Consider the following 23,406-nt stretch of genomic DNA (forward strand, 5'->3'; position numbering starts at 1 on the left):
CCTAGGGGCCGGGGCGGGATTCTGTCGTACCCCGGGGCTAGCGTCGCCGGCGTGAACCGTACCGATCGGCTCTACGGACTCGTCGAGGAGTTGCGGGCCGTCGCGCCCCGGCCCCGCAGTGCGCGCTGGCTCGCCCTGCGGTTCGAGGTCTCGGCGCGCACCATCGAGCGCGACATCTCCGCGTTGCAGCAGACCGGCGTGCCGATCTATGCCGAGCCCGGGCGCACCGGCGGTTACTGCCTGGACCGCACCCGCACCCTGCCGCCGGTCAATCTCACTCCTGCCGAGGCCGTCGCCATGGCGCTGGCCCTGCAGAGTCTCGACGGCACGCCGTTCCGGTCCGCCGCGCGCACTGCCCTGCACAAGCTGGTCGCCGCGATGCGGGAGGACGACGCCTGCGCGGCACGGGAGCTGGCCGCGCGGGTCCATCTGGTCGGTCGCGACGGGCCGGCTGCCCCGATGCCCCGGCTTGTCGCCGACGCACTCTCCGAGCGGCGCGTGCTGCGCATCGGGTACGGCGACCGCGCCGGCGCCGCCACCTTCCGCGAGATCGAGCCCCTGGGGTACGTGGGCAGCCCCACCCACTGGTACCTGGTGGCCTGGTGCCGGATGCGCGCCGCCGTACGCGCGTTCCGTACCGATCGGATCAGCACCGTGACCATGACCGCCGAGGCCGTCCCGCCGCGCCGGCTGGCTCCCGGCGAGCTGGACATCCCCGACCGCCTCGTGACGCAGCTGACCCTGGGCTGAAACCGGTCGACCCGCCCGGCCGCGATCCGCGAGGATGCCCGGCGTGGACCTCACCCTCGAAGCCGTGACCGCCGCCAACTGGCGGTCCTGTGCCGCCCTCACCGTGCACCCCGACCAGCGGGGGTTCGTCAACGCCGTCACCTACTACCTCTGCCTGTGCAACTACGGCGACACCTGGCAGCCGCTCGCCGCCGTGCGCGACGGGGAGGTCGTCGGCTTCTGCATGTGGGGGATCGACGACGACCGCAGCCGGTGGATCGGCGGGGTGGTGGTGGACGCCGCGCGCCAGCGCACCGGGATCGGCCGGGCGATGATCGGCGCGCTGGTGGAGCGGCTGGCCGCCGACCCGGACTGCCCGAACGTCGCGCTCAGCTACTCGCCGGACAACAAGGCCGCCCGGGCGCTCTACGCCTCGCTGGGCTTCGTGGAGACCGGGGAGCTGGAGGACGACGAGGTCGTGGCCCGCTGGACGAGATCGTAAACACCGACAGGGGGTTGTCGCCCGGCTCCGCGAAGGTCATCACAACGACCTGCGCGGAAAAGGAGACGACCATGAACAACGGCATCGGATGGTTCGAGATCGGCACCGACCGGCCCGCCGAGGTGGAACGGTTCTACGGCGAGGTGCTGGGCTGGACCTTCGGGGATGACGACGACTCGACGGCGGCCGACGGGGCGCCGTACCGGATCATCACGACGCCCGCGGCCGAGAGCATCCGCGGCGGCCTCTACGCCACCGGCGGGAAGGTCCCAAACTACGCGGTCTTCACCGTGCTGGTCGCCGACACCGCCGCGACCTGCCGGCAGGCCGAGGCCGCCGGGGGAAAGGTGCTGGTCGAGCCGGTGACCGAGCCGGGCGGGCTGACTTTCGCGCACCTGCTGGACCCGTCCGGCAACCACTTCGGGGTCTTCACGCCCCCGGCGAGCCACGACAGCTGAGCCGACCCGCGGCGGAAAACCCATGCGAGTTCCCACACCGACCACGGGAACGGGTGGGCCGGGGGTCGGTGTCGGTCCCACCCGATAGCCTCGGAGCGTGGGTACAGCGCTGGTAATCGAGAACGATCCGTCCGACGATCTCCGCAGGCTGGGTGAGTGGCTCACCGAGGCCGGCCTGGAGCTGACCGTCGTGCGCCCGCACTTGGGCGACCCGCTGCCCGGGACGCTGGACGAGCACGTGGCCCTGATCGTGCTCGGCGGCGACCAGAGCGCCTATCCGAACGCCGCGGGTGATCCGGGCGCGTCCTGGTTCCCCGCGGTGGAGGGGCTGCTGCGCAAGGCGGTCCGTCACCACGTGCCCACGCTCGGGGTCTGCCTCGGCGGGCAGCTGCTCGCGACGGCGCACGGCGGCCTGGTCGAGCGCAGCACCTCCGGCCCGGAGATCGGGCCCGGCCTGGTCGGCCGGCGCGACGCCGCGGACGGCGACCCGCTGTTCAAGTACGTGCCGCTGCTGCCCGACGTGGTGCAGTGGCACAGCGACGAGATCACCGAGCTGCCCATCGGCGCCGTGCTGCTGGCCGCCTCGTCGCGGTATCCGCACCAGGCGTTCCGGCTCGGTGACCGGGCGTGGGGCCTGCAGTTCCACATCGAGTGCGACGCCGAGATGATCGCCGACTGGACCCGGACGGACGTGGCGGCGCTCGACGAGCTCGGTTACGACGCCGAGGCGGTCGTGGCGGCCACCGCCGAGATCCTGCCGGACGTCGAGGAGGTCTGGCAGCCGTTCGCCGCCCGGTTCGCGGCGCTGGCCCTCGGCACCCTCCCTGATGCCGACATCCCCAATCCCGGGACCATTCGCACCCTCCCGCTGCTGGGGCAGTAGGCATGACCGCCTGCACCGCGCGGCACCAGGCTGCGGCGAACCACGGCATCGCAGGCGAGGGCCAGGGCATGCCGAAGGAGGGCGCCGCATGACCAGGCCCAGCCGGCTGGCCCGGTACGGCTTCGCCGACAACGGCACCCGCGCCGCCGACCTGCTCGGCCCCGGCGGCCTGCGGCTGTGGGACGCCGAGGCGCAGGCCCCGGTCGACGGCGACGCGGGTGAGCTGATCCACGCCCTGTCCCGGGCCGCCGATCCCAATCTCGCCCTGCGCCAGCTGCACCGGATGGTCGACGCGGTGGCCCGGGCCGCCCAGCGTGGCAGCGGCGGCCCGGTGACCGGGCCCGGCGAGGAGATTTCCGACAGCCCGGCAGCCGACGCCGTGCTGCACGCCATCTACACCGATGCCGGGCTGCGGCGCCGGCTGATCGCGGTGCTCGGCGCCTCCTCCGCGCTGGGTGATCACCTCGTCGCGAACCCCGATCAGTGGCGGGTGCTCGCCACCGGCAAGACCGGCCTGCCGCCGAACGCCGAGGGGCACCTCGAGTTCGGTGACTCGATGGGGGAGGGGCCGCCGACCGTCCCGCTGCTGCGTACGGCGTACAGGATGGCCCTGCTGCGGATCGTCGCGGCCGATCTGACCGGCGGCCGGGGTCTCGAGCCGACCATGGCGGCGCTGTCCCGGCTGGCCGACGAGACCCTCGCGGCCGCGTACGCGATCGCGCTGGCCGGTCTGCCCGCGAGCACCGCTCATCCGAGGCTGGCGGTCGTCGCGATGGGCAAGTGCGGCGGCTACGAGCTGAACTACGTGTCCGACGTGGACGTCATCTTCGTGGCGGCCGGCGACGAGGACCTCAGCGCGGGCACCACCGTCGCGGCCCGGCTCATCGAGGTGTGCGGGCAGGTGGCCTGGCCGGTCGACGCCGCGCTGCGCCCGGAGGGCAACCGCGGTCCGCTGGTCCGCACCCTGGCCAGCCACCAGGCGTACTACCGCCGCTGGGCCCGCACGTGGGAGTTCCAGGCCCTGCTCAAGGCCCGTCCGGCCGCCGGTGACCTGGACCTGGCGGCCGAGTGGATCGACGACCTGGCCCCGCTGGTCTGGCACGCCGCCGAGCGCCCCGAGGCGGTCGAGGACGTCCGGGACATGCGCCGCAAGATCATCGACAACGTGCCGGCCCGGGAGGTCGAGCGCGAGATCAAGCGCGGTCCCGGCGGCCTGCGCGACATCGAGTTCGCGGTGCAGCTGCTGCAGCTCGTGCACGGCCGGATCGACGAGAGCCTGCGCGAGCCCGGCACCCTGCCCGCGCTGCGCGCGCTGGTGGCGGGCGGCTATGTGGGCCGCGAGGACGGCGAGACGCTGCTGCGCGGTTACCGCTTCCTGCGCAGCGTCGAGCATCGGCTGCAACTGCAGAACCTGCGGCGTACGCACACCGTGCCGGACGATCCCAAGGCCCTGCGCTGGCTCGCCGCCGCGCTGGGCTACAAGGCAGTGGCCGGGCGGGACGCAGTCCAGGCGTTCCGCTCCGACTGGGTCGCGCACGCCGCGCACGTCCGGCGGCTGCACGCCAAGCTGCTCTACCAGCCGCTGCTGGAGGCGGTCGCCCGGGTGCCGGCCGAGGCGCTGCGGATGACCCCCGAGTCGGCCGGCCGCCGCCTGGAGATCCTCGGCTTCGCCGACCCGGCCGGAGCGCTGCGCCACCTGCAGTCGCTGACCGGCGGGGTCAGCCGGACGGCGGCGATCCAGCGCACGCTGCTGCCGATGCTGCTCCAGGACTTCGCGGACTCGCCCGAGCCCGACCGCGGCCTGCTCAACTACCGGCACGTGTCGGAGAAGCTGGGCAGCACCCCCTGGTATCTGCGCCTGCTGCGCGACGGCGGCCCGGTCGCGCGCCGGCTGGCCCGGGTGCTGAGCCTGTCCCGGTACGCCACCGACCTGCTCACCCGCGACCCGGAGGCGTTGCGGCTGCTCGCCGACGACGCCGAGCTCCAGCCGCGACCCCGCGACGTGCTGCGCGACGGCTTCATCGCCGCCGCCGACCGGCACCTGGATGCCGGTGCCACCGACGCGACCAAGGCCATCACCGCCGTGCGCGCGCTGCGCCGCCGCGAGCTGTTCCGGCTGGCCTGCGCCGACATCCTGAGCCGGGCCGGCGAGCTGGCCCCGGCGCATCCGCTGGACGTGCACGCGATCGGCATCGCGCTCTCCGACGTCGCCGACGCGACCCTGGGTGCGGCACTGCACGCCGCCCGGCGGGTGCATCCCGGCCCGGAGGGGCTGCGGTTCGCGGTGATCGGCATGGGCCGGCTCGGCGGGTACGAGATGAGCTACCCCTCCGACGCCGACGTGCTGTTCGTCTACGCCCCGCCGGAGGGCATGTCCGACGGCCAGGCCAGCGCGTCGGCGCACGCCATCGCGGAGGAGATGCGCCGTACCCTCGGCGCCCCCGCGCCCGACCCGCCCCTCGGCGTCGATGCCGACCTGCGCCCGGAGGGCCGGCAAGGCCCGCTGGTGCGCAGCCTCAACGCCTACGCGCAGTACTACGCCCGCTGGTCGAAGGTATGGGAGTCGCAGGCGTTGCTACGGGCCCGCTTCGTGGCCGGCGACGCGGAGCTGGGCCGGGAGTTCGAGCAGCTCGCCGACGGGATGCGCTATCCCAGCGGTGGCCTGACCCGCGAGCAGGTGATCGAGATCCGCCGGATCAAGGCGCGGGTGGAGACCGAGCGGTTGCCCCGCGGCGCGGACCCGAACACCCACACCAAACTCGGCCGCGGCGGCCTCGCCGACGTGGAATGGGCGGTGCAGCTGCTGCAACTGCGCCACGGGTACGCGCTCCCGGCGCTGCGCATGACCCGCACGCTGGAGGCGTTGTCCGCGGAACTGCGGGGCAAGCTGATCGACAAGGTCGACGCGGCGGCGATGACCGCGGGCTGGACCCTGGCCGCCCAGGTCCGCAACGCGCTCACCCTGGTCCGCGGCCGCCCGACCGATCAGCTCCCACGCCACGGCGTGGAACTGGCCGGGGTGGTGCTGCTGCTCGGCGGCGGCGACCCGGGCGAGTTCGTCGACCGGTATCTGCGCATCACCCGCCGCTCGCGGGCGGCGATGGAGCGCGTCCTCGATGCATGAGGAGCAACGGCGCGGGCTCCTGCGGGTGCTGGCGCCGACGCTCGGCGCCGCGCTGGTGCTGGCCGGCGCGTTCCTGCTGGCGCCCCGGATGGGCACCGACCTGGCGGCGCAGCAGGCGCGCGCGGACTTCTTCGCGGGGTACGGCTGGGCGCCGGTCGACTTCGGCTGGTACGGCGGGGTCGGCCAGTTCGGTTACAGCCTGCTGACGGCGCCGCTGGGGTCGCTGATCGGGATGCGGGTGCTCGGGGCGCTGGCGGCGGTGGTCGCGTCGGTCCTGTTCGGGTGGCTGATGTGGCGCACCGGGGTGCGGCGGCCGGTGGTGGGTGCGCTGATCGGGGTGCTGGTCTTCGCCGCCAACCTGGCCAGCGGACGGGTCACGTTCGCGGTGGGTCTGGCCCTCGCGGTGGCCGCGCTGTGCACAGCAGCCGACGCCCGGCCGTTCCTGGCCGGGCCACCGCCAACCAACCCATCCGTGGCTGACCCGCCCCCAGCCGGGCCACCGCCCACCGACCCATCCGTGGCTGACCCGCCCCCAGCCGGGCCACCGCCCACCGACCCATCCGTGGCTGACCCGCCCCCAGCCGGGCCACCGCCCACCAACCCATCCCTAACTAACCAACGCCCAGCCGGGCTGTCTCCGATCGGGCCGTCCCCCACGAGCCCACCCCAATCCGGGCCACCCGATACCGGGCCGTCCCCGATTGGCCCAACTCCAGCCAGGCCGTCCCTGGCCGAGCCGGGCGGGGCTGAGCCGGGCGGGGCTGAGCCGGGCGGGGCTGAGCCAGGCGGGGCTGAGCCAGGCGGGGCTGAGCCGGGCGGGGCTGAGCCGGGCGGGGCTGAGCCAGGCGGGGCTGAGCCGGGCGGGGCTGAGCCAGGCGGGGCTGAGCCGGGCGCGGTCGCGGCGGACGCGGTCGCGGCGGCCAGGGACGGGCGCAAGGCCGAGCCTGGCGGGCTGGGCCGCCGGTGGCGGATTGTCGCCGTCTTCGCGCTGGGCGCTCTCGCGACCTGGGCGAGCCCCGTCGCCGGCCTCTTCGCCGGGCTGGCGGGCGCGGCCCTCCTGCTCACCGGCCCGGTCCGGGCCGGCCTCCGGTCATGGCGCCCCGACGCCCACTGGCCGCAAGCACTCGCCCTCTGCCTGGGCCCGGTGTTGGCCCTCGCCCCGATGGCCCTGCTCTTCGGCAACGGCGGCCGCCAGCCCTTCACCGCCGAGTCCATGAAGATCCACGTCGCGCTGGCCGTGCTGGTCGCCGTAGTCGTTCCGCCGCGCTGGCTCGCTGTGCGGATCGGAGCGGCGCTGACCGTCGTGTTGCTGCTCGGCGCGTTCTATCTGCCCAGCCCGATCGGGTCCAACGCGCTGCGGCTGCCCATGCTCTTCACGATCCCCGTGCTCGCCGCCGTGGTCGCGTTCGGGCGGGTCCGGCTGGCCCTGCTGCTCGTGGCCGTCTTCTGGTGGCAGCCGTTCGTGGTCACCGGCGACCTGGGCCGTGCGGGGTCGCCCGAGTCGCGTCCCGCGTTCCATCAGCCGCTGGTCGACGAGCTGGCCCGGCGGGAACCGGGCCGCGTCGAGGTGGTCCCGCTGCGGGACCACTGGGAGTCCGTGTACGCCGCCGCGCAGGTCCCGCTGGCCCGCGGCTGGGAACGCCAGGTCGACACGGACCGCAACGCTCTCTTCTACCGCGACGTCCTGTCGCCGCAGGACTACGTCGCCTGGCTGCGCGCCAACGCCGTCACCTACGTCGCCATCGCCCCCGGCGCGGTGCCCGACCGGTACGCCCGTACCGAGTCCGCCCTGGTCCTCAGCGGGTTGCCGGAGCTGCGCCCGGTGTGGCAGAACGACACCTGGCGCCTGTACGAGGTCACCGACGCCCAGCCGTTGGTGTCGGCACCGGGCGAGCTCGCGCGCAGTGACCGCGGCGGCGTCACCGTGCGCGTCCCCGCTCGCGCCGACATGCTGGTCCGCGTGCACTGGTCGCGCTGGCTGAGCGTGCGGGGGCCGGGCGGCTGCCTGGCGCCCGGCCCCGACGGCTGGACGGAGCTGCGTGTCACCACCCCGGGTGAGTTCCGGCTCACCAGCTCGCTGCGGCCCGGACCGGCGTGCTGAGCGCAGCCCGATGGGTACGCTGACGCGCATGCCACGGTCACGAGGGGTCCGCACGAGGCCGTTGTCATGATCGAAGGGCTGCTGGCCCGCCCCGCGTTCCTGCGCTGGCTGGGCTTCTTCGGTGCTGGGTGCTGTGCCGTGGACGCGTTCCTCTACGGCGCCGCCCCGTTCATCCGCCGCAACGTGAACGTGGTCAGCGTGCTGCGCGAGCCGGCCGGCGCCCTCATCCTGCTGCTGTGGTTCGCCGGCCTGGCCGCGCTCTGCGTCGCCTGGTGGTACGGCCGGCGCCTCCAGCTCACTCCCCGGTGGATCCTGGTGACCGCCGCGCTCTGGTCCGTCCCGCTGCTGGTCGTGCCGCCGCTGGCCAGCCGGGACATGTACGCGAACGCCTGCCAGGGCGCCCTCGTGCACGCCGGCTTCAACCCGTACCTGGTCGGGGTGTCGGCCCAGCCATGTCCCTGGCTGGACTCCGTCTCGGTGGTCTGGCGCGACACGCCCACCCCGTACGGTCCGGTCTTTCTGGTCCTGGCCGGACTGGCCGCGGCGTTCGGTTCGCAGCTGGCCGCCCTGATCTCTTTCCGGGTCCTCGCCGTACTGGGCGTCGTCGCCATCGCGGCCTGCCTGCCGGTGCTGGCACGGCGCGTGGGCGCTCCCGTGGACCGGGCGCTGTGGCTGGTGCTCTGCTGCCCGCTGGTGCCGGTGCACCTGATCGGCGGCGGCCACAACGACGCGCTCACGGTGGCGTTCATGGTCGCCGGGTTCGCGGTGCTGGCGGCGCCGGTGAAGAGCTGGACCACCCTGCTGGTCGGCGGGGCGCTGCTCGGCCTGGCCGTCTCCATCAAGATCACCATCGGGGTGGTGCTGCCGTTCGCGGCGCTGCTCGCCGTCGGTGGTCTGCGGGCCGCGGGCTGGGCCGGGCTGATCAAGCGCGGGGGAGCGGTCATGGCGGCCGCGCTCGCCGTGCTGGTGGCCGGCTCGTTCGCCTCGGGGCTGGGCCTGGGCTGGCTGACCGCGTTGTCCGGCGCGGGGGAGTCGGTGAACTGGTCGTCACCACCGACCGCCGTCGGTCTCGCGGTCGAGGCGGCCGGCCGCTGGTTCGGCGCCGATCTCGAGGTCGTGCCGGTGGCCCGCGCGGTCGCATTGGTGCTGCTCGGCGTGTCCCTGCTGGTGATCCTCTGGCGCTCCCGGGACAGCGACCCGCTGGTCGGGGCCGGGCTGGCGCTGCTCGCCGTGATCTTCTTCGCGCCGATCACCCAGCCCTGGTATCTGATCTGGCCGCTGGCGCTGTTCGCGGTCGGCACCGCACGGGCCCGGTGGCTGGCCGGGACGGTCGTCTTCGCGATGGCCACGATCCTGCCCGAGGGCACCGGGGTGTTCCGGCCGCTGGGCGTGCCGATGTCGTTCGCGATGATCGTCCTGATCGGCTGGGTCGCGTACCGCAGCGTGACCTGGCTGCGCGGGAGGGAACTGGTGACCGCGGCGTGAGGCTGATCCGGTGGGGCGGGCTGGCCGGGAGCGTGCTGGTCGCGGCGGCCGCCTACCTCGGCGGTTCACCGTTCGCGCGGGGCACCACGGTCACGCCGGGCACGATGCTCGCCGGGCGCGAGGGTGTGCTGCTGCCGCTGTGCTGGGTGCTCGGCCTGGCGGCGTTGCTGTGCGCGTGGTGGTTCGGGCGCCACCGGGTGCCCTCGACGCGGTGGGCGCTGGTCACCGCGGGGCTGTGGATCCTGCCGGTGCTGCCGATGCTGCCGCTGGGCAGCGAGGACATCTACTCGTACGCCTGCCAGGGTTTTGTCCAGCACTCCGGCGGCGATCCGTATGCCGGCGGCGTGCAGGATTTCGGCTGCCCGTGGCTGGGTTCCGTGTCGACCACCTGGCGCACCTCGCCGGCGCCGTACGGTCCGCTCTTTTTGCTGGTGGCCGGTTGGGCCGTGGCGCTGGGCGACTCGCTGCGCGGGGTGATCGCCGGGTTGCGGGTCATCGCCTTCGCCGGCCTGGGCCTGGTCGCGGCCGGGCTGCCGGTGCTGGCCCGGCGGGCGGGCATCGACCCGGCCCGCGCGGTGTGGACGGTGCTGGTCTGTCCGCTGGTGCTGATCCATCTGGTGTCCGGCGCCCACAACGACGCGCTGATGGTGGGCCTGCTGGTGGTGGGGCTGGCCCTGGTCGCCGCGCGGCCGTCACCGGCGCTGCTGGCCGCGGCCGGGGTGGCGCTGGGCCTGGCCGTGGCGGTCAAGGCGACCGCGGTCGTCGTGCTGCCGTTCGCCGTCCTGGCGGCGGTGCCCCCGTCCGCACCGGTACGGACCCTGTGGCGCCCCGCAGCCCTGATCGCCGCCGGTGCCGTCGGCGCCGTGGGTCTGGTGTCCCTGGTCTCCGGGCGCGGCCTGGGCTGGATCGCGGGACTGCTGCGCAGCGGTGACACCGTGGCGTGGACCTCGCCGTCGACCGCCGTCGGACTGACCGTGCAGGCCGTCACCGGCGTGGACGCCGTGGGGGTGACCCGGATCCTCGGTGTGCTGCTGCTCGTGGTCCTGCTGCCCGTGCTGTGGTGGCGGGCCCGCGATGGCGGAGCGCTCCCGGGCGCCGGCTGGGCACTGGGCTTGACGGTGCTCTGCGCGCCCGTCTTCCACCCCTGGTACGCGATCTGGCCCCTCGCCGTGCTGGCGGCCACCACGACGGAACGGCGCTGGGTGCTGGGCCTGTGCGCGCTCGCGGCCACCCTGACCCTGCCGGCCGGCTACAACTGGGCGCTGTTCACCCGGGTGCCCGGTGCGCTGGCCGTCACTGCCGTCCTGCTCGTGCTGGCCGTACGGCAGGCCCGCGAGCTGCGCCACCGTAGAGTGTCCGCGTGACGCGCCGGGCCTGGACCATCGCCGCCCTCGCGGCCCTCGTCTCCGCCGGCGTGCTGTGGTGGAGCGCGGAACTGCACTTCTTCTTCGACTCGCGGGTCTACTCGGGCGCTGTGCGGTACTGGTTCCGCGACGACGGCATGGTCTACGACTGGCTGGAGGACGGCACCCCGTACGGCTTCACCTATCCGCCGTTCGCCGGCCTGGCCATGCTGCCGATGGCGTACCTGCCGTTCCGGCTGATCCTGGTCCTCGCGGGCGCGGCGACAGTGGCCAGCACCGCGCTGGTGACCTGGTGGCTGGCCGGGCCGATCATCGTGCGCTCCCGCTGGACGCCGTGGCTGGCCGGCAGCGTCGCGGTGGCGCTCGCGCTGTGCTTCGAGCCGGTCCGCGAGACGTTCGGCTTCGGCCAGGTCAACACCGTGCTGCTGGCGCTGGTGGCCGGGGACGTCCTCTTCGGGGTGGCCCGCGGGCGCAAGTGGGGCGGCGTGGGCATCGGGCTGGCCACCGCGGTCAAGCTGACCCCCGGCGTCTTCATCCTCTATCTGCTGGTCACCGGGCGCTGGCGGGCAGCCGGTACGGCCATCGCCGCGGCCACCGCAGCGACCCTGATCGCCGCGGGCCTCTTCCCGGACGAGTCCCGCGAGTTCTGGACCGCCGCGCTGTGGGACACCAACCGGGTCGGCAACCTCGAGTACCTGTCCAACCAGTCGCTGCGCGGCCTGCTGGCCCGGCTCCCGCTGGACAGCGTGGAGGCTCGGGTCTGGCTGGTCTGCGTGCTGGCCACGCTGGCGTTCTGGGCGTGGCGGGTCCGCGCTGCCGCCCGGGCCGGGGACCACCTCGGCGGCCTGGCCCTGACCGGTCTGCTGGGCTGCCTGATCAGCCCGGTGACCTGGGTGCACCACTGCGTGTGGCTGCTGCCGGCGATCGTCCGCTGCGTCGACGCCGGCCTGTCCGCGGGCCGCGACCGGCGCGCACTGTGGCTGGGCGGGGCGGCGTACGTCGTGCTGACGTCCCGGCTCACGTGGGCCTGGGAGAACGGGCCGCGGCCGCCGCTCGCGATCATCGGCAGCAACCTCTACGTCTGGTTCAGCCTGGCCCTGCTGATCTGGATGCCGTTGCGGGCGGCGCCGGCCGACGAAGTGCCCGATGCGGAGCGGATCGGCAAGGCGGAGTCACCGGACGTTTCCCGGGTGGCCACCTGAGGGTCGGCGGGTGCCCGTAGGCAGAGCGGGACGCGCAACCCGCTCTCACCCGGAGACACCTCATGCCCGCAACACCGTTACGCCGTACGGGAAAAGCTGTGGCCCTGGGCGGCATCGTGGCCTTCGCCGCGGTCGCCGCGCCGCCCACGACGGCGGTCGCGCACCCGCAGCGGCAACCGCTGAGCTTCCAGCGGCTCGCGACCGTGCCCGCCTACCTGAACTCGGGGGTCGCCGGCACCGCCGCCGCCGAGATCTCCACCGTCACGGAGGACGGCCGCACGGTCGTCTACACCGACAGCCCGGGCCGGCGGCTCGGCTTCGTGGACATCACCGATCCGGCCCGGCCGCGGCCCAGCGGCACCCTGGCCGTGCCCGGCGAGCCCACCTCGGTCGCGCACCTCGGCAACCTGCTGCTGGCCGCGGTCGACACCAGCACGAGCTTCACCGACCCGTCGGGCCGGCTGATCGTCGTGGACGCCCGCACCCGGGCGATCGTGCGCACGCTGGACCTCGGCGGGCAGCCCGACTCGGTGGCCGTCGCGCCCAGCGGCCGCTACCTCGCCGTCGCCATCGAGAACCAGCGTGACGAGGACGTCGCCGACGGGGCCCTGCCGCAGGCGCCGGGCGGCCACCTGGCCGTGATCGATGCCCGCACGTGGGCGGTCAGCCGGGTCGCGCTGACCGGGCTGGCGCAGGTCGCACCGGGCGACCCGGAGCCCGAGTACGTCAGCATCAACTCCCGCGACGAGGCGGTCGTCAGCCTCCAGGAGAACAACCACCTGGCGATCGTGTCGCTGCCCCGCCGCCAGGTGATCCGGCACTTCAGCGCCGGCACGGTCACCGTCACGGGGGTGGACACCGAGGACGACGACCGGATCAGCCTGACCGGCTCGATCACCGCCGCGCGGGAGCCCGACGGCGTCACCTGGCTCTCCGACGAGCTGTTCGCCACCGCCAACGAGGGTGACTACCAGGGCGGGCCGCGCGGCTGGACGATCTTCGACCGGCGCGGCGCGGTGGTCTGGGACGCCGGCAACTCGCTCGAACGCCTCGCCGTCGCGCACGGGCTATACCCCGACAAGCGTTCCGACGCCAAGGGCATCGAGCCGGAGAACGTGGCGTTCGGCCGGTTCCACGGCGTCCCGTACGTCTTCGTCAACGCCGAGCGCGGCAACTTCACCGCGGTCTACGACGTCTCGCGGCCGTCGGCGCCGAAGTTCCGGCAGCTGCTGCCCACGACCAACGGCCCCGAGGGCGTCGTGGCCGTGCCGTCCCGTGACCTGATCGTCGTCTCCAGCGAGGAGGAGCTGCCGGAGGAGGGCATCCGCGGCACCGTCCAGATCTACGGGCCCGGCCCGTCGCTGTTCCCGTCGCTGGTCTCGCAGCGTGACATCCCGTGGGGCACGCTGTCCGGGCTCTCGGCCGTGCCCGGCCGGCCGCGGCAGCTGATCTCGGTGACCGACAGCGCGTACAGCCCGACCCGGCTGCTCACCATCGACGCGGCCGCGCGGCCGGCGGCCATCGTCCGCGAGCTCACCGTGACCAAGGACGGCACGGCGACCGGCTACGACGCCGAGGGCGTCGCCGCCCTGCCGGACGGCGGTTACTGGCTGGCCGTCGAGGGTTCCGCCACCGAACCCAACCTTCTCGTACGCGTGAACGCGCGCGGCGCCGTCCAGCAGGAGATCCCGTTGCCGGCCGAGGTGGCCGCCGCGGTGACCACGAACGGTCTGGAAGGCATCGCGGTCACCGGCACCGACGTGTGGGTCGCGGTGCAGCGCCCGCTCAAGGGCGAGACCACTGCCCGGATCGGCCGCTACCGCGACGGTACGTGGTCCTGGCTGGCGTACCCGCTGGACGTGGCGCCGGCCGGCTGGACCGGGCTGTCCGAGCTGGTCGCCGTCGACCACGACACCTTCGCGGTGGTCGAGCGGGACAACCAGCGGGGCCCGGCCGCCGCGATCAAGAAGATCTACCGCTTCGACGTGCCGCGGACCTGGACCGGCGTGCCGGCCGTCAGCAAGCGGCTGGTCAAGGACCTGCTGCCGGCGCTGCGGGCGGACCACGGCTGGATGCAGGACAAGGTCGAGGGTCTCGCAATCGCGGGCGGCCAGGCGTACGCGGTGACCGACAACGACGCCGTCGACGACGCCACCGGGGAGACGGTCTTCCTGCGCCTGGGACGCCTGTTCTGAGTCAGGGGGCCGGGCGCAGGCCGGTCGCCTCGACGGCGGTCGCCATGGTCACCGAGGCGCCCGAGCGGTAGGCCTGGTGGTAGCCCGCGTCGCCCAGGGCGGCGCAGGTCAGCACCGTGATCCGGTCGGTGTCCGGCATCGACCGGTCCGGTGCGCCCCGGACCGCGTCCGCCGCGCCGAGCAGCATCGCGGCCCGGGCCGGGTCGCCGATCCGTACGGCGTAGTCGGCCACCCCGACCAGGACCTGGGCCATCACCGGCGCGTCCAGGGAGTCCGCCGCCATCTCCACCGCACCCCGGTGCAGGTCGTGCGCGGCGGCCAGGTTCCCGGCGGCGCCCTCGATCAGCGCCTGGGTCGAACGGGTCATCGCGCGGAACTGCGTCATGTGGGCGGAGTTGTCGATGAGGCGCGCGGCCCGGGCCATCCGCTCGCGGGCCTCATCGAGGGAGCCCTCCTCGCGGGCGATCGTCGCGTAGCCGTACTCGACCGACGCCAGCACCTCGGACAGCCCGACCTCCTCGGCCGACTCCCGCGCCTGCTTGAGCATCCGGCGTGCCTCGGTGCGGTCGCCGGCCAGCCACAGCTGGTGGGCCAGCTTCATCTCCAGCTGCGGCAGGTCCTCGCGGATGCCGACCTCCCGGACCAGCGCGAGGGCCTCCCGCTGCCAGGTCACCGCGTCCTGGAACTCGCCCTGCGCCGCGGCCATGTCGCCGAGCGCGCTGAGCGTGAAGCCGACGCCCCAGCGCTCACCGATCGCCCGGAACCCGTCGAGGGCCTCGCGCAGCTCCTCCCGGGCGACGCCGGGTCGCTGCCCGAAGTTGAGCCGCAGCTGCGCGACGATCATCCGGGCGATGGACCGCAGCCACGGATCGGTGTCGGCGAACAGCGGCTCGACCTCCGCGAAGGCGCCCAGCTGCCCGCCCGAATCGAAGATCGACGACAGCGGTCCCAGCAGCCGCAGCACGGGATGTGCGGCGTGCGGACCGGCGCCCTCCCGTCCGGCGGCCTGGAACCACCCCTTGACCTCGTCCATCGGCGCGGCGCCCTCCAGCCCGTTCAGCGCCGAGTACGCGTACGCCAGCGCCCGGTCCTCCGGGTCCGTCTCGCCGGTCAGCGTGAGCACGTCGCGGGCCAGCCCGCAGCCTTCGGCCCGGTGCCCGCGCAGCCACCAGTACCAGCCCAGCCGGGCGGTCAGCGCCGTCGCGGTCCGGGCGTCGCCGGCCTCGATGGCGGCCCGGACCGCCGCGTGCAGGTTGTCGTGCTCGACGCTGAGCCGGTGCAGCCAGCTGAGCTGGTCCCGCCGGCGCAGCTCCGGCTCGGCCGCGCCGGCCAGGGCCAGCAGGTAGCGGGCGTGCGCGACGCGCAACTGCTCGGTCTCACCGGCCTCGGCCAGGCGTTCCAGGCCGTACTCGCGGATGGTCTCCAGCATCCGGTAGCGGTCCCCGGACAGCACCAGCAGCGACTTGTCGACCAGCGCGCCGAGCAGATCGATGTCCGCGCCACACACCTGCTCGACCGCGGTCACGTCGGCCCCGCCGTGGAAGTAGGCGAAGCGCCTCCACAGCGCCCGCTCGTCGTCGTCGAGCAGGTCCCAGCTCCAGTCCACGACCGCCCGCAGCGTCTGGTGCCGGGGCAGCGCGGTGCGGCTGCCGTTGGTGAGCAGCCGGAACCGGTCGGTCAGCCGGGCCGCCAGCACGTCGACCGGCAGCGTGCGCAGCCGGGCGGCGGCCAGCTCGATGGCCAGCGGCATACCGTCCAGCGCGCGGCAGATCCGGACCATCGGACCGATGGTCCCGGGCTCGAGCGCGAAGCCGGGCCGGGCCGCGACCGCCCGGTCCAGCAGCAGCCGTACGGCCGGATAGTCCGCCGCCTGCACATCCGTCGGCGGCAGCGCGAGGGGCTCGACCGGCCACAGCTGCTCGCCCGGAATACCCAGCGGCTCGCGGCTGGTGGCGACCAGCCGCAGCCCCGGCGCACACCGCAGCACCGCGTCGGCGACCTCGGCCGCGGCAGTGATCAGATGCTCGCAGTTGTCGAGGATGAGCAGCAGTTCCTTACCGGCCAGGGCGTCCGTCAGCCGGGTCAGCGGCGGCACCGGCTCGCTCGGCGCGTGACCGCCGGCCAGGCTGATCACGAACTGACTGCGCAGCTGCAACGCGGTCAGGATGGCCTGCGGCACCTCGGCGGGGTCGGTGAGCGGCGCCAGCTCGACCCGCCACACGCCGTCCGGATGCCCAGCGGTGAGCGTCTGCCCGGCCTCCACGGATAGCCGGGTCTTGCCGCTGCCGCCGGGGCCGATGAGCGTGACCAGCCGGTGCGCGGCCACCAGGTCACGGACCGCCCGCAGGTCCGCCTCCCGGCCGACGAAGCTGCTCACCTCGGCGGGCAGGTTGCCCCGGGCCCGCCGGTGCTGCCCGCGCAGCGTCTCCACGTGCAGCGCGGCCAGCTCGGCCGACGGGTCGGCACCGAGGGCTTCGGCGAGCTCGGCGCGGATCCGCTCGAAGACCGTCAGGGCGCGACCGGGATGACCGGCCGCGATCAACGCGCGCATCAGCAGGCCGGCCAGTGGCTCGTGCAGCGGGTGCTCGGCGGCCAGCGACTCCAGCTCGCCGACCAGATCGGCGTCGCCGCCGGCCCGCAACCGGGCCTCGGCCCGCTGCAGCCGGGCCGTCAGGCGGAGCTCATCCAGGCGTACGGCCTCAGCCCGCGCCACGTCGGGAAACTCGGTCGGGCCCCGCCACAGCGCCAGCGCCTCCTCCGGCCGGCCCTGGGCGACCAGCCGGGTGAAGCGGTGCACGTCGACACAGTCGCGGTCCAGGTCGAGGCGGTAGCCGGACGGCGTGACGGCGATGGCGAGCCCGGGGGCGGCGCGGCGCAGGCGGGAGATCAGCGCCTGCAGCGCGCCGGCGGCGCTGCCGGGCGGCTCGGCACCCCACACCCCGTCGACGAGCCGGTCGGTGGAGACGGCGCGGCCGGCGTCGAGGGCGAGCAGGATGAGGAGGGTACGCAGACGCGCGCCCGCGACCGGCACCGCCGTACCGGTGTCGGCCCGAAGCTCGACGGGGCCGAGCAGCGCGATGTCCACGCTGTTGATTCTGCTCCCCGCCCGCGACCCGGATCCGGCAAGCCTAGGGTTGCCGGATGCCAGTCGCCCGCCGCAGCCCGATCCGTCAGAGCGCACCCCGCAAGCCGGCCCTGCCCGCCGCCCTCGAAGCGCCCCGGGAGGACCTCGAGCCGGAGACCACTTTCCGCACCGTCGCGTTCGACGGTCACGACCTGTCCGGGCGGGAGGCGGAGTCGGTGGAGTTCGCCCAGTGCCGGTTCCGCGGGACGGACCTGTCCTCCTCGGTGCTGGCCCACCTCACCATGACCGACTGCGTGGTGCAGGTCGCGAACTGGGCCAACGTGCGCGCCGACGGCGGGGCGGTGCGCCGGGTGACCTTCGACGAGTCGCGGATGACCGGCTTCTCCGTGACGAACGGCAAGCTCGGCGACGTGACCTTCGACCAGTGCCGGCTGGATCTGTCGGGCTGGCGCTTCACCGGCTTCGACAGCGTGCGCTTCACCGGCTGCAACCTGTCCGGGGCCGACTTCACCAACGCCGACCTGCGGGGTGCCCGGTTCACGGGGTGTGATCTGAGCGGCGCCCAGTTCCACCACGCCACCATGGACGGCGCCCGGTTCCGGCGGTGCGAGCTGGACGGCATCGCCGGGATCGCGAGCTGGCGCGGCGCGATCGTGCATCCGGACGACCTGCCGGCGCTGAGCTACACCCTGGCCGGTGGCCTCGGCATCAAGGTCGACCCTTCGGACTGACCCGTCTCCGGGCCTTGACCGGTCTCCGGGCCTTGACCGGTCTCCGGGCCTTGACCGGTCTCCGCGGCGTTGGGCCGCTCCGCGGCCTTGGGCGGTTCCGCTACCTCTTGGGTAGGGCTACGACGATGGAGCCGGCGGCGCGGTCGTGCAGGCCACGGCGCTGGGCGTCCATGATGATCGCGGGGATCAGCAGGGCCAGCAGGACGCCGCGGAGCAGGCCGCGCGGGATGCCGATGGCGCCGCCGTCGGCCGCGGACACCGCGCGGATCCGGGCCAGCGACATCCCCAGGGTCTGTCCGAACAGGCCGATGAACAGCGCGTTGAACAGGATCAGTACCACCACGGGCGGCCAGGCCACGACCCGTGGATCGGCGTAGAAACTGGCGATGATCAGGCACAACGCCCAGTCGATGAGCAGCGCGGCGAGGCGGCGGCCGAACTCGGCGGGCGGCAACGTCGACAGGTCGAGAGCTGTCGCCTTCTCGGGCGGGGTGGGTGATCCGTTCGCGCTTGTCGCCACGGGGACGAGCGTAGCCGCGGGCGTACCGTTGCGGCATTTCCGCCCCCGGCGGCGCGCCCCCGGCGGTAGGGTCGTCGATGATCCGACGTGATCGCGGCCGCTTTCGGCGCTCCGTAACACGGCGGAAACAATAGGGATACGCCTGGGCAACTACGGGGCCATAGCGTCGCGACAGCCTAGCCTCGTGGCGGCTCACGCCGCCCCGGTTCGAAAATCATGTGCCAGGAGGACGTGTGTTCGCCAATCCCGAGGAACTCCTGCGATACCTCAAAGACGAGGACGTCAAGTTCGTCGACGTACGGTTCTGTGACCTTCCCGGCGTGATGCAGCACTTCAACATGCCGGTGGAATCGTTCGACGACAGTGTCGTGACCGACGGCCTCGCCTTCGACGGATCCTCGATCCGCGGGTTCCAGGCCATCCACGAGTCCGACATGATGCTGCTGCCGGACGTGACGACGGCGTTCGTCGACCCGTTCCGCATCCAGAAGACGCTGGCCCTGAACTTCTTCATCCACGACCCGTTCACGCGGGAGGCCTACTCGCGCGACCCGCGCAACGTGGCGAAGAAGGCCGAGACCTACCTGGCCTCCAGCGGCATCGCCGACACCGCGTACTTCGGCGCCGAGGCCGAGTTCTACATCTTCGACTCGATCCGTCACGAGACCGCCGCCAACCAGGCGTTCTACTACATCGACTCGATCGAGGGCGCCTGGAACTCCGGCAAGGACGAGGAGGGCGGCAACCGCGGTTACAAGACCGCGTACAAGGGCGGCTACTTCCCGGTCTCGCCGATCGACCACTACTCCGACCTGCGCGACGCCATGGTGCGCCGCCTGATCGACGTCGGCTTCACCGTGGAGCGTTCGCACCACGAGGTCGGCACCGCGGGCCAGGCCGAGATCAACTACAAGTTCTCGACGCTGCTGCACGCCGGCGACCAGATGCAGATGTTCAAGTACATCATCAAGAACACCGCCTGGGAGCACGGCAAGACGGCGACGTTCATGCCGAAGCCGCTCTTCGGCGACAACGGCTCGGGCATGCACACCCACCAGTCCCTGTGGCTGGGCGGCGAGCCGCTGTTCTACGACGAGACCGGCTACGCGGGCCTGTCGGACACCGCCCGCTGGTACATCGGCGGCCTGCTGCACCACGCGCCGTCGCTGCTCGCGTTCACCAACCCGACGGTCAACTCGTACCGCCGCCTGGTGCCGGGCTACGAGGCGCCGGTCAACCTGGTCTACTCGCAGCGCAACCGCTCGGCCTGCACCCGCATCCCGGTGACGGGCAGCAACCCGAAGGCCAAGCGCGTCGAGTTCCGCGTGCCGGACCCGTCGAGCAACCCGTACCTGAGCTTCTCGGCCCAGATGATGGCCGGCCTCGACGGCATCAAGAACAAGATCGAGCCCCCGGCCCCGATCGACAAGGACCTGTACGACCTGCCCCCGGAGGAGTGGGGCAGCGTCAAGCAGGTCCCCGGCTCCCTGGACGCGGTCCTGCAGTCCCTGGAGAACGACCACGAGTTCCTGACGGCGGGCGGCGTCTTCACCGACGACCTGATCTCGACGTGGATCGACTACAAGCGCGTGAACGAGATCGACCCGGTCCGTCTGCGCCCGACCCCGCACGAGTTCGAGATGTACTACAACGTCTGACCTGTTCTAGCTCGTTGACCTGCGGTTCCGGCTCCGGCCGGAGGCGCGGCGACAACCTGGCGACGATTCGCGAAGCGGCGGTCACGCCCGGCTCCCAGCCGACGTGGCCGCCGCTTCCGGCTTCCCTAGAGCACCGTCGACCAGCGCACGGGTACGGTCCAGCACGTCCGGCCACTCGTGCACGTACTCGTTGAGCGTGATCGTGGGCGTGGAGTGACCCAGCGCCAGCTGCACGGCCTTGACGCTCGCTCCGGCATGGATCAGCAGCGTCGCGTAGTAGTGCCGCAGGCCGTGAAACCCCCAGCGCGGCGGGAGGCCCACCCGGCTTCGCACCGGCACCCAGGTGCGCGAGAAAGTCGAGGCGAACACCGGACCCCCATCAGCGCTGCGGAACACCAGCGCGGCCGGTCGCCGGGTCGGCTTCCGAGGATTCGTGTCGTCGTCCACCTCGACCGGTGCCGGCGCGGCCGCGAGATGCAGGCGCAGCGCATCTGCCACCACCTCAGGCAGCTCGACGACACGAGTGCTTGTCTTCGTCTTCGGCCGGCCAAGGTAGGGCGGGCGACCCTTGTGCGACTTGAGCTGCTGCCGCACCGACAGCTCGGCCCGGTCGAAGTCGACGTCCTCCACCTCCAGCCCGAGCACTTCAACCAGCCGCAGACCACACCCAGCCGCCACGTAGACGGCCGCCGACAGACGCTCAGGCATCAGAGACGCGAGGCGGTGCACCTGGTCCGGTGACGGGATCACCGCTTGTCGCGGTCAATGCCGGGCAACCTGATGGCGAGGCACGGCGAGCTGGCAATGAGCCGGTCTCGCACGGCCGACGCGAAGATCGCGTTCAGGTAGCCGTAGACAACCCGCAAGGTCGTTGGAGCGAGGACGGCCGACCGGTCCTTGACCCAGCCCTGAACGTTGCTCGGCCGGACCCGGCCCACGGAAAGGTGACCCAACGCCGGAACGATGTGCAGACGGACCGCATGCTCGACGTGGATCGCCGTACTCGCGATGTGCAGTTGATCCGCGCGCCACCGCTCGGCGAGCTCGGCCACGGTGATGAGCCCACTCCGATCGTCGATGTACTGGCCGCGGCTCAAGTCCGCCCGGACATTGGCGTCGAACCGTTCCGCGTCGGTACGCCGCTCGAAGAAGCGCGTCCGCTTCTGACCTTGATCGTCAACCCACCGGACCCGCCACCGCTTGCCCCGGCCGTGAGCCCGGGACGGGAGTCGGGCGCCGTCGCTTCCCCGGCTCTTCAGGTACCAGACGTCATCAACGGCCACCACTACACCTCCAGACTGGTGAGCCATGTGCGAACGGCGGCCGGGTCGAAGCGCAGGTGCCGTCCGACCTTGAAAGCCGGAGGGCCTGCACGGTGATACCGCCACTGATAGATCGTTGCGACCGGTACCTGCAAAAAGACCGAGACGTCTTCGATCGTCCACAGCCTGTTTGCAGCCGTAGCCGCCACGGGCACTGTCGCCATTGGTCTTGCTCCTGTCCGAGTTCCGAGTCGCGTAGTTCAGCTCGCTGCGAGGCGTCAGGTTCGCCCTGACGGATGACGGCCGTTCACGCGGCCGTGGTGTGCAGGTACTGCCTGACGGCGTCTTGGTGTTCTCGGGCCATGGCGGCGGAGGTGTTGGCGAGCATGGCGTCGGCGGGTGTCTGCCAGCCGGCGCCGACAAATTGCAGGAAGTTGACGACCAACGTCGTCGGCTCCCCGACCGGCTCAGCCCGTTCCGGGCCGCCGGTCTGGGCCCGCCGGAACACCACGCGTTGTTCGCGGAGGGCGGCGAAGGTGACGGAGTAGCGGCGGGACTTGGTGAGGAAGTGGCCGCCGAAGCCGAGCATGTGCCCAGCGGCGTAGCCGGCCGTACGGGTTGCGCTGCCCCGGCGGCCGGACCGGTGGAGGCTTGTCCACGGCCAGCGACCGGGCGGCGCAAGTTGGGCAGGCCTGATAGCGAGTCGCGGCACGGCAGTCCGGACGCGTCCACGGCGAGCCGAACTCGGCGGTCGGGGGTGGGGTGCGCAGCGGCTGATCGGTCCACCGGACAGGCGGGGTGGGCTCGGCGCGGAAGTTCCCGAGGCGCCAGCAGGCTTCGATGAGGCGTTCGGTGTGGGTGCCGTCCGGGTCGGCGTACAGGGCGATGGTGTCGTCGGTGAGCCGGGCGGAGGTGTGGCCGGTGATCTAGGTGGACTTGGTGGCGTACTTGGCCAGGTAGGCGGCGACCTGGGTGTGGGTGACGTCGCCGTCGGCCGCTTCGGTGATGACCTTCGTCAGGACCTGCTCGCCCCAGGCGACCGGCCAGCCGTCGGGGTGGGCGGGGTGGGGGCGGGTGGTGAATCCAACGGTGGTCGACGGCGGCGACCAGGTCGGCGGCGTGAAGGCCGGGCGGGGCGGGCACGATGGCGTCGGGCCGGTTCGGGTCGAAGCCGTCGAGGCGGATGATGCAGTGCAGGTGCACCACGGCGCGGCGTTGCATCTCGGTGGCCTTGCCGAATTGCGGCCGGACCGGGGACACCCAGCGGGGTGCGTAGCTTGCCCTTGGACTCGTAGACGACGGGTACGTCGGGGATGCCGCGGGCGTCGGCGAGGCGGTGCATGTACCGGTCGATGGCGATGGTGGTGCGCCGCCACAGTTCCCCGGCGGCCACATTCCAGACCGCTTGCGCGTCGTGGTCGTAGCAGTCCAGGCACAGCGGTGTGCCGAGGTTGCGGTCGTCGCGGCCGTGCCGGGCGAAGCAGGCCAGCCGTACGCCGTGCGGGCACAGGGTCAGGTCGCGGCAGGCGTGGCAGGGCTCGGGCCGGCAGTCGCACTCGATCCGCCGGGCGCAGGTGTGGCGCTTGACGATGCGGGTGTGGACCTCACCGAACGAGGGTGCGGTGAAGGTCGGGAACACGGCCGGGTGCCGGGCCACGTCCTCGGGGACGCCTTTGCCGCCGACGAGCCCGGCCCGCAGGATCTGGTACGCGTCGCGCTTGTAGCGTTCGGAGCAGGCCGGGCAGACCGCTTCGCGGCGGTTGCCGCAGGGCTTGTAGATGACCCCGTCGGGCATGTCCGCGGTCGACCGCTCGGCCAGGATCCGTCCGGTCGCGGCTTCAACGGTGGCCATCGTTCCGGCGAGCCGGACCGGGCGGGTGCACGCTGAGGCGCTCTTGACGTGGGAGAGCCAGGCTTCGTAGTCCGGTCGGGCGGCCTGGGCGACGAGCAAGAAGAACAATATTCTCACAAAGTGACGGCTTGCCTTTAACCGTTCACATGCCTTCTGTTCCGTCCGCATCAGGATTGGCAGCGCAATTGTTAGGATCAGTGGCTTTTACGGCTCGAACTTATTCGAGCATGCGGAGCCATGGCCGCGTCCTGCTAG

At 72.9% G+C, this 23,406-nt stretch carries 18 protein-coding genes and 2 pseudogenes; 12 read left to right on the forward strand and 8 right to left on the reverse strand.

Going from position 1 to position 23,406, the window contains the following annotated elements:
* Positions 1 to 51 precede the first annotated feature (51 nt).
* The 10 genes from ACZ6S4_RS30920 to ACZ6S4_RS30965 all read left to right on the forward strand — a co-directional run bounded on the left by ACZ6S4_RS30920 (position 52) and on the right by ACZ6S4_RS30965 (position 14,043).
* A complete protein-coding gene (locus ACZ6S4_RS30920) occupies positions 52 to 750 on the forward strand; it encodes a helix-turn-helix transcriptional regulator (protein ID WP_465478287.1) in 699 nt (232 codons plus the stop codon).
* 34 nt (positions 751 to 784) lie between these two features.
* Entirely contained in the window at positions 785 to 1,231 is a 447-nt protein-coding gene (locus ACZ6S4_RS30925; protein WP_465478288.1) for a GNAT family N-acetyltransferase, read from the forward strand.
* Positions 1,232 to 1,302: 71 nt separating this feature from the next.
* Positions 1,303 to 1,689: a VOC family protein gene (locus tag ACZ6S4_RS30930; protein ID WP_465478289.1), complete on the forward strand. Its 387-nt coding sequence runs from the start codon at positions 1,303 to 1,305 to the stop codon at positions 1,687 to 1,689.
* A 97-nt stretch (positions 1,690 to 1,786) separates the two neighbouring features.
* Positions 1,787 to 2,572 (forward strand): type 1 glutamine amidotransferase, encoded by a 786-nt coding sequence (locus ACZ6S4_RS30935; RefSeq protein WP_465478290.1) that lies wholly within the window; start codon positions 1,787 to 1,789, stop codon positions 2,570 to 2,572.
* A gap of 88 nt (positions 2,573 to 2,660) precedes the next feature.
* Positions 2,661 to 5,696 (forward strand): bifunctional [glutamine synthetase] adenylyltransferase/[glutamine synthetase]-adenylyl-L-tyrosine phosphorylase, encoded by a 3,036-nt coding sequence (locus tag ACZ6S4_RS30940; protein ID WP_465478291.1) that lies wholly within the window; start codon positions 2,661 to 2,663, stop codon positions 5,694 to 5,696.
* Entirely contained in the window at positions 5,689 to 7,797 is a 2,109-nt protein-coding gene (locus tag ACZ6S4_RS30945) for a hypothetical protein (protein ID WP_465478292.1), read from the forward strand. The genes ACZ6S4_RS30940 and ACZ6S4_RS30945 overlap by 8 nt, the downstream gene beginning before the upstream one ends.
* Before the next feature lie 66 nt (positions 7,798 to 7,863).
* Complete coding sequence (mptB, locus tag ACZ6S4_RS30950; RefSeq protein WP_465478293.1) at positions 7,864 to 9,282, forward strand: polyprenol phosphomannose-dependent alpha 1,6 mannosyltransferase MptB; 1,419 nt, start codon at positions 7,864 to 7,866, stop codon at positions 9,280 to 9,282.
* Positions 9,279 to 10,646 carry a polyprenol phosphomannose-dependent alpha 1,6 mannosyltransferase MptB gene (gene mptB, locus ACZ6S4_RS30955; protein ID WP_465478294.1) on the forward strand — a complete coding sequence of 456 codons (1,368 nt, stop codon included), beginning with the start codon at positions 9,279 to 9,281 and terminating at the stop codon, positions 10,644 to 10,646. The genes mptB (ACZ6S4_RS30950) and mptB (ACZ6S4_RS30955) overlap by 4 nt, the downstream gene beginning before the upstream one ends.
* Complete coding sequence (locus ACZ6S4_RS30960; RefSeq protein WP_465478295.1) at positions 10,643 to 11,848, forward strand: glycosyltransferase family 87 protein; 1,206 nt, start codon at positions 10,643 to 10,645, stop codon at positions 11,846 to 11,848. Before mptB (ACZ6S4_RS30955) ends, ACZ6S4_RS30960 begins: the two co-directional genes overlap by 4 nt.
* Before the next feature lie 62 nt (positions 11,849 to 11,910).
* Complete coding sequence (locus ACZ6S4_RS30965) at positions 11,911 to 14,043, forward strand: esterase-like activity of phytase family protein (protein WP_465478296.1); 2,133 nt, start codon at positions 11,911 to 11,913, stop codon at positions 14,041 to 14,043.
* Between the two features lies 1 nt (position 14,044).
* On the opposite strand, the gene ACZ6S4_RS30970 is transcribed toward ACZ6S4_RS30965, so the two are convergent.
* Positions 14,045 to 17,128, reverse strand: coding sequence for an AfsR/SARP family transcriptional regulator (locus tag ACZ6S4_RS30970; RefSeq protein ID WP_465478297.1), 3,084 nt, complete (start codon positions 17,126 to 17,128; stop codon positions 14,045 to 14,047).
* Positions 17,129 to 17,184: 56 nt separating this feature from the next.
* Here ACZ6S4_RS30970 and ACZ6S4_RS30975 point away from each other — a divergent pair, with 56 nt between their 5' ends.
* A complete protein-coding gene (locus tag ACZ6S4_RS30975; RefSeq protein ID WP_465478298.1) occupies positions 17,185 to 17,859 on the forward strand; it encodes a pentapeptide repeat-containing protein in 675 nt (224 codons plus the stop codon).
* A gap of 100 nt (positions 17,860 to 17,959) precedes the next feature.
* Here ACZ6S4_RS30975 and ACZ6S4_RS30980 read toward each other — a convergent pair whose 3' ends face one another.
* Complete coding sequence (locus ACZ6S4_RS30980; protein WP_465478299.1) at positions 17,960 to 18,379, reverse strand: RDD family protein; 420 nt, start codon at positions 18,377 to 18,379, stop codon at positions 17,960 to 17,962.
* Positions 18,380 to 18,612: 233 nt separating this feature from the next.
* Here ACZ6S4_RS30980 and glnA point away from each other — a divergent pair, with 233 nt between their 5' ends.
* Positions 18,613 to 20,037: a type I glutamate--ammonia ligase gene (glnA, locus tag ACZ6S4_RS30985; RefSeq protein ID WP_360548321.1), complete on the forward strand. Its 1,425-nt coding sequence runs from the start codon at positions 18,613 to 18,615 to the stop codon at positions 20,035 to 20,037.
* 81 nt (positions 20,038 to 20,118) lie between these two features.
* On the opposite strand, the gene ACZ6S4_RS30990 is transcribed toward glnA, so the two are convergent.
* The 6 genes and pseudogenes from ACZ6S4_RS30990 to ACZ6S4_RS31015 form a co-directional block, all read right to left on the reverse strand.
* The gene (locus tag ACZ6S4_RS30990; protein ID WP_465478300.1) at positions 20,119 to 20,745 is read right to left on the reverse strand and encodes a site-specific integrase; all 627 of its coding nucleotides are present in this window, start codon (positions 20,743 to 20,745) and stop codon (positions 20,119 to 20,121) included.
* 38 nt (positions 20,746 to 20,783) lie between these two features.
* Positions 20,784 to 21,320, reverse strand: a complete 537-nt coding sequence (locus ACZ6S4_RS30995) for a hypothetical protein (protein WP_465478439.1) — start codon at positions 21,318 to 21,320, stop codon at positions 20,784 to 20,786.
* 2 nt (positions 21,321 to 21,322) lie between these two features.
* Positions 21,323 to 21,523, reverse strand: a complete 201-nt coding sequence (locus ACZ6S4_RS31000) for a helix-turn-helix domain-containing protein (RefSeq protein ID WP_465478301.1) — start codon at positions 21,521 to 21,523, stop codon at positions 21,323 to 21,325.
* 83 nt (positions 21,524 to 21,606) lie between these two features.
* Positions 21,607 to 21,888 (reverse strand): replication initiator, encoded by a 282-nt coding sequence (locus ACZ6S4_RS31005; protein WP_465478302.1) that lies wholly within the window; start codon positions 21,886 to 21,888, stop codon positions 21,607 to 21,609.
* A 337-nt stretch (positions 21,889 to 22,225) separates the two neighbouring features.
* A pseudogene (locus ACZ6S4_RS31010) lies at positions 22,226 to 22,694 on the reverse strand (replication initiator).
* Positions 22,669 to 23,319 (reverse strand): annotated as a pseudogene (locus ACZ6S4_RS31015) (replication initiator); the annotation flags it as partial. The pseudogenes ACZ6S4_RS31010 and ACZ6S4_RS31015, both read right to left, overlap by 26 nt.
* Positions 23,320 to 23,406: the final 87 nt, after the last annotated feature.

The sequence above is a fragment of the Actinoplanes sp. NPDC051405 genome, assembly GCF_055586185.1.

Excerpts from the sequence above, each read along its gene's own strand:
- ACZ6S4_RS30925 (WP_465478288.1), top strand. The coding sequence starts at position 785 with ATGCCCGGCGTGGACCTCACCCTCGAAGCCGTGACCGCCGCCAACTGG.
- ACZ6S4_RS30930 (WP_465478289.1), top strand. The coding sequence starts at position 1,303 with ATGAACAACGGCATCGGATGGTTCGAGATCGGCACCGACCGGCCCGCC.
- ACZ6S4_RS30940 (WP_465478291.1), top strand. The coding sequence starts at position 2,661 with ATGACCAGGCCCAGCCGGCTGGCCCGGTACGGCTTCGCCGACAACGGC.
- ACZ6S4_RS30945 (WP_465478292.1), top strand. The coding sequence starts at position 5,689 with ATGCATGAGGAGCAACGGCGCGGGCTCCTGCGGGTGCTGGCGCCGACG.
- mptB (WP_465478293.1), top strand. The coding sequence starts at position 7,864 with ATGATCGAAGGGCTGCTGGCCCGCCCCGCGTTCCTGCGCTGGCTGGGC.
- ACZ6S4_RS30965 (WP_465478296.1), top strand. The coding sequence starts at position 11,911 with ATGCCCGCAACACCGTTACGCCGTACGGGAAAAGCTGTGGCCCTGGGC.
- ACZ6S4_RS30975 (WP_465478298.1), top strand. The coding sequence starts at position 17,185 with ATGCCAGTCGCCCGCCGCAGCCCGATCCGTCAGAGCGCACCCCGCAAG.
- ACZ6S4_RS30990 (WP_465478300.1), bottom strand. The coding sequence starts at position 20,745 with ATGCCTGAGCGTCTGTCGGCGGCCGTCTACGTGGCGGCTGGGTGTGGT.
- ACZ6S4_RS31000 (WP_465478301.1), bottom strand. The coding sequence starts at position 21,523 with ATGGCGACAGTGCCCGTGGCGGCTACGGCTGCAAACAGGCTGTGGACG.
- ACZ6S4_RS31005 (WP_465478302.1), bottom strand. The coding sequence starts at position 21,888 with ATGCTCGGCTTCGGCGGCCACTTCCTCACCAAGTCCCGCCGCTACTCC.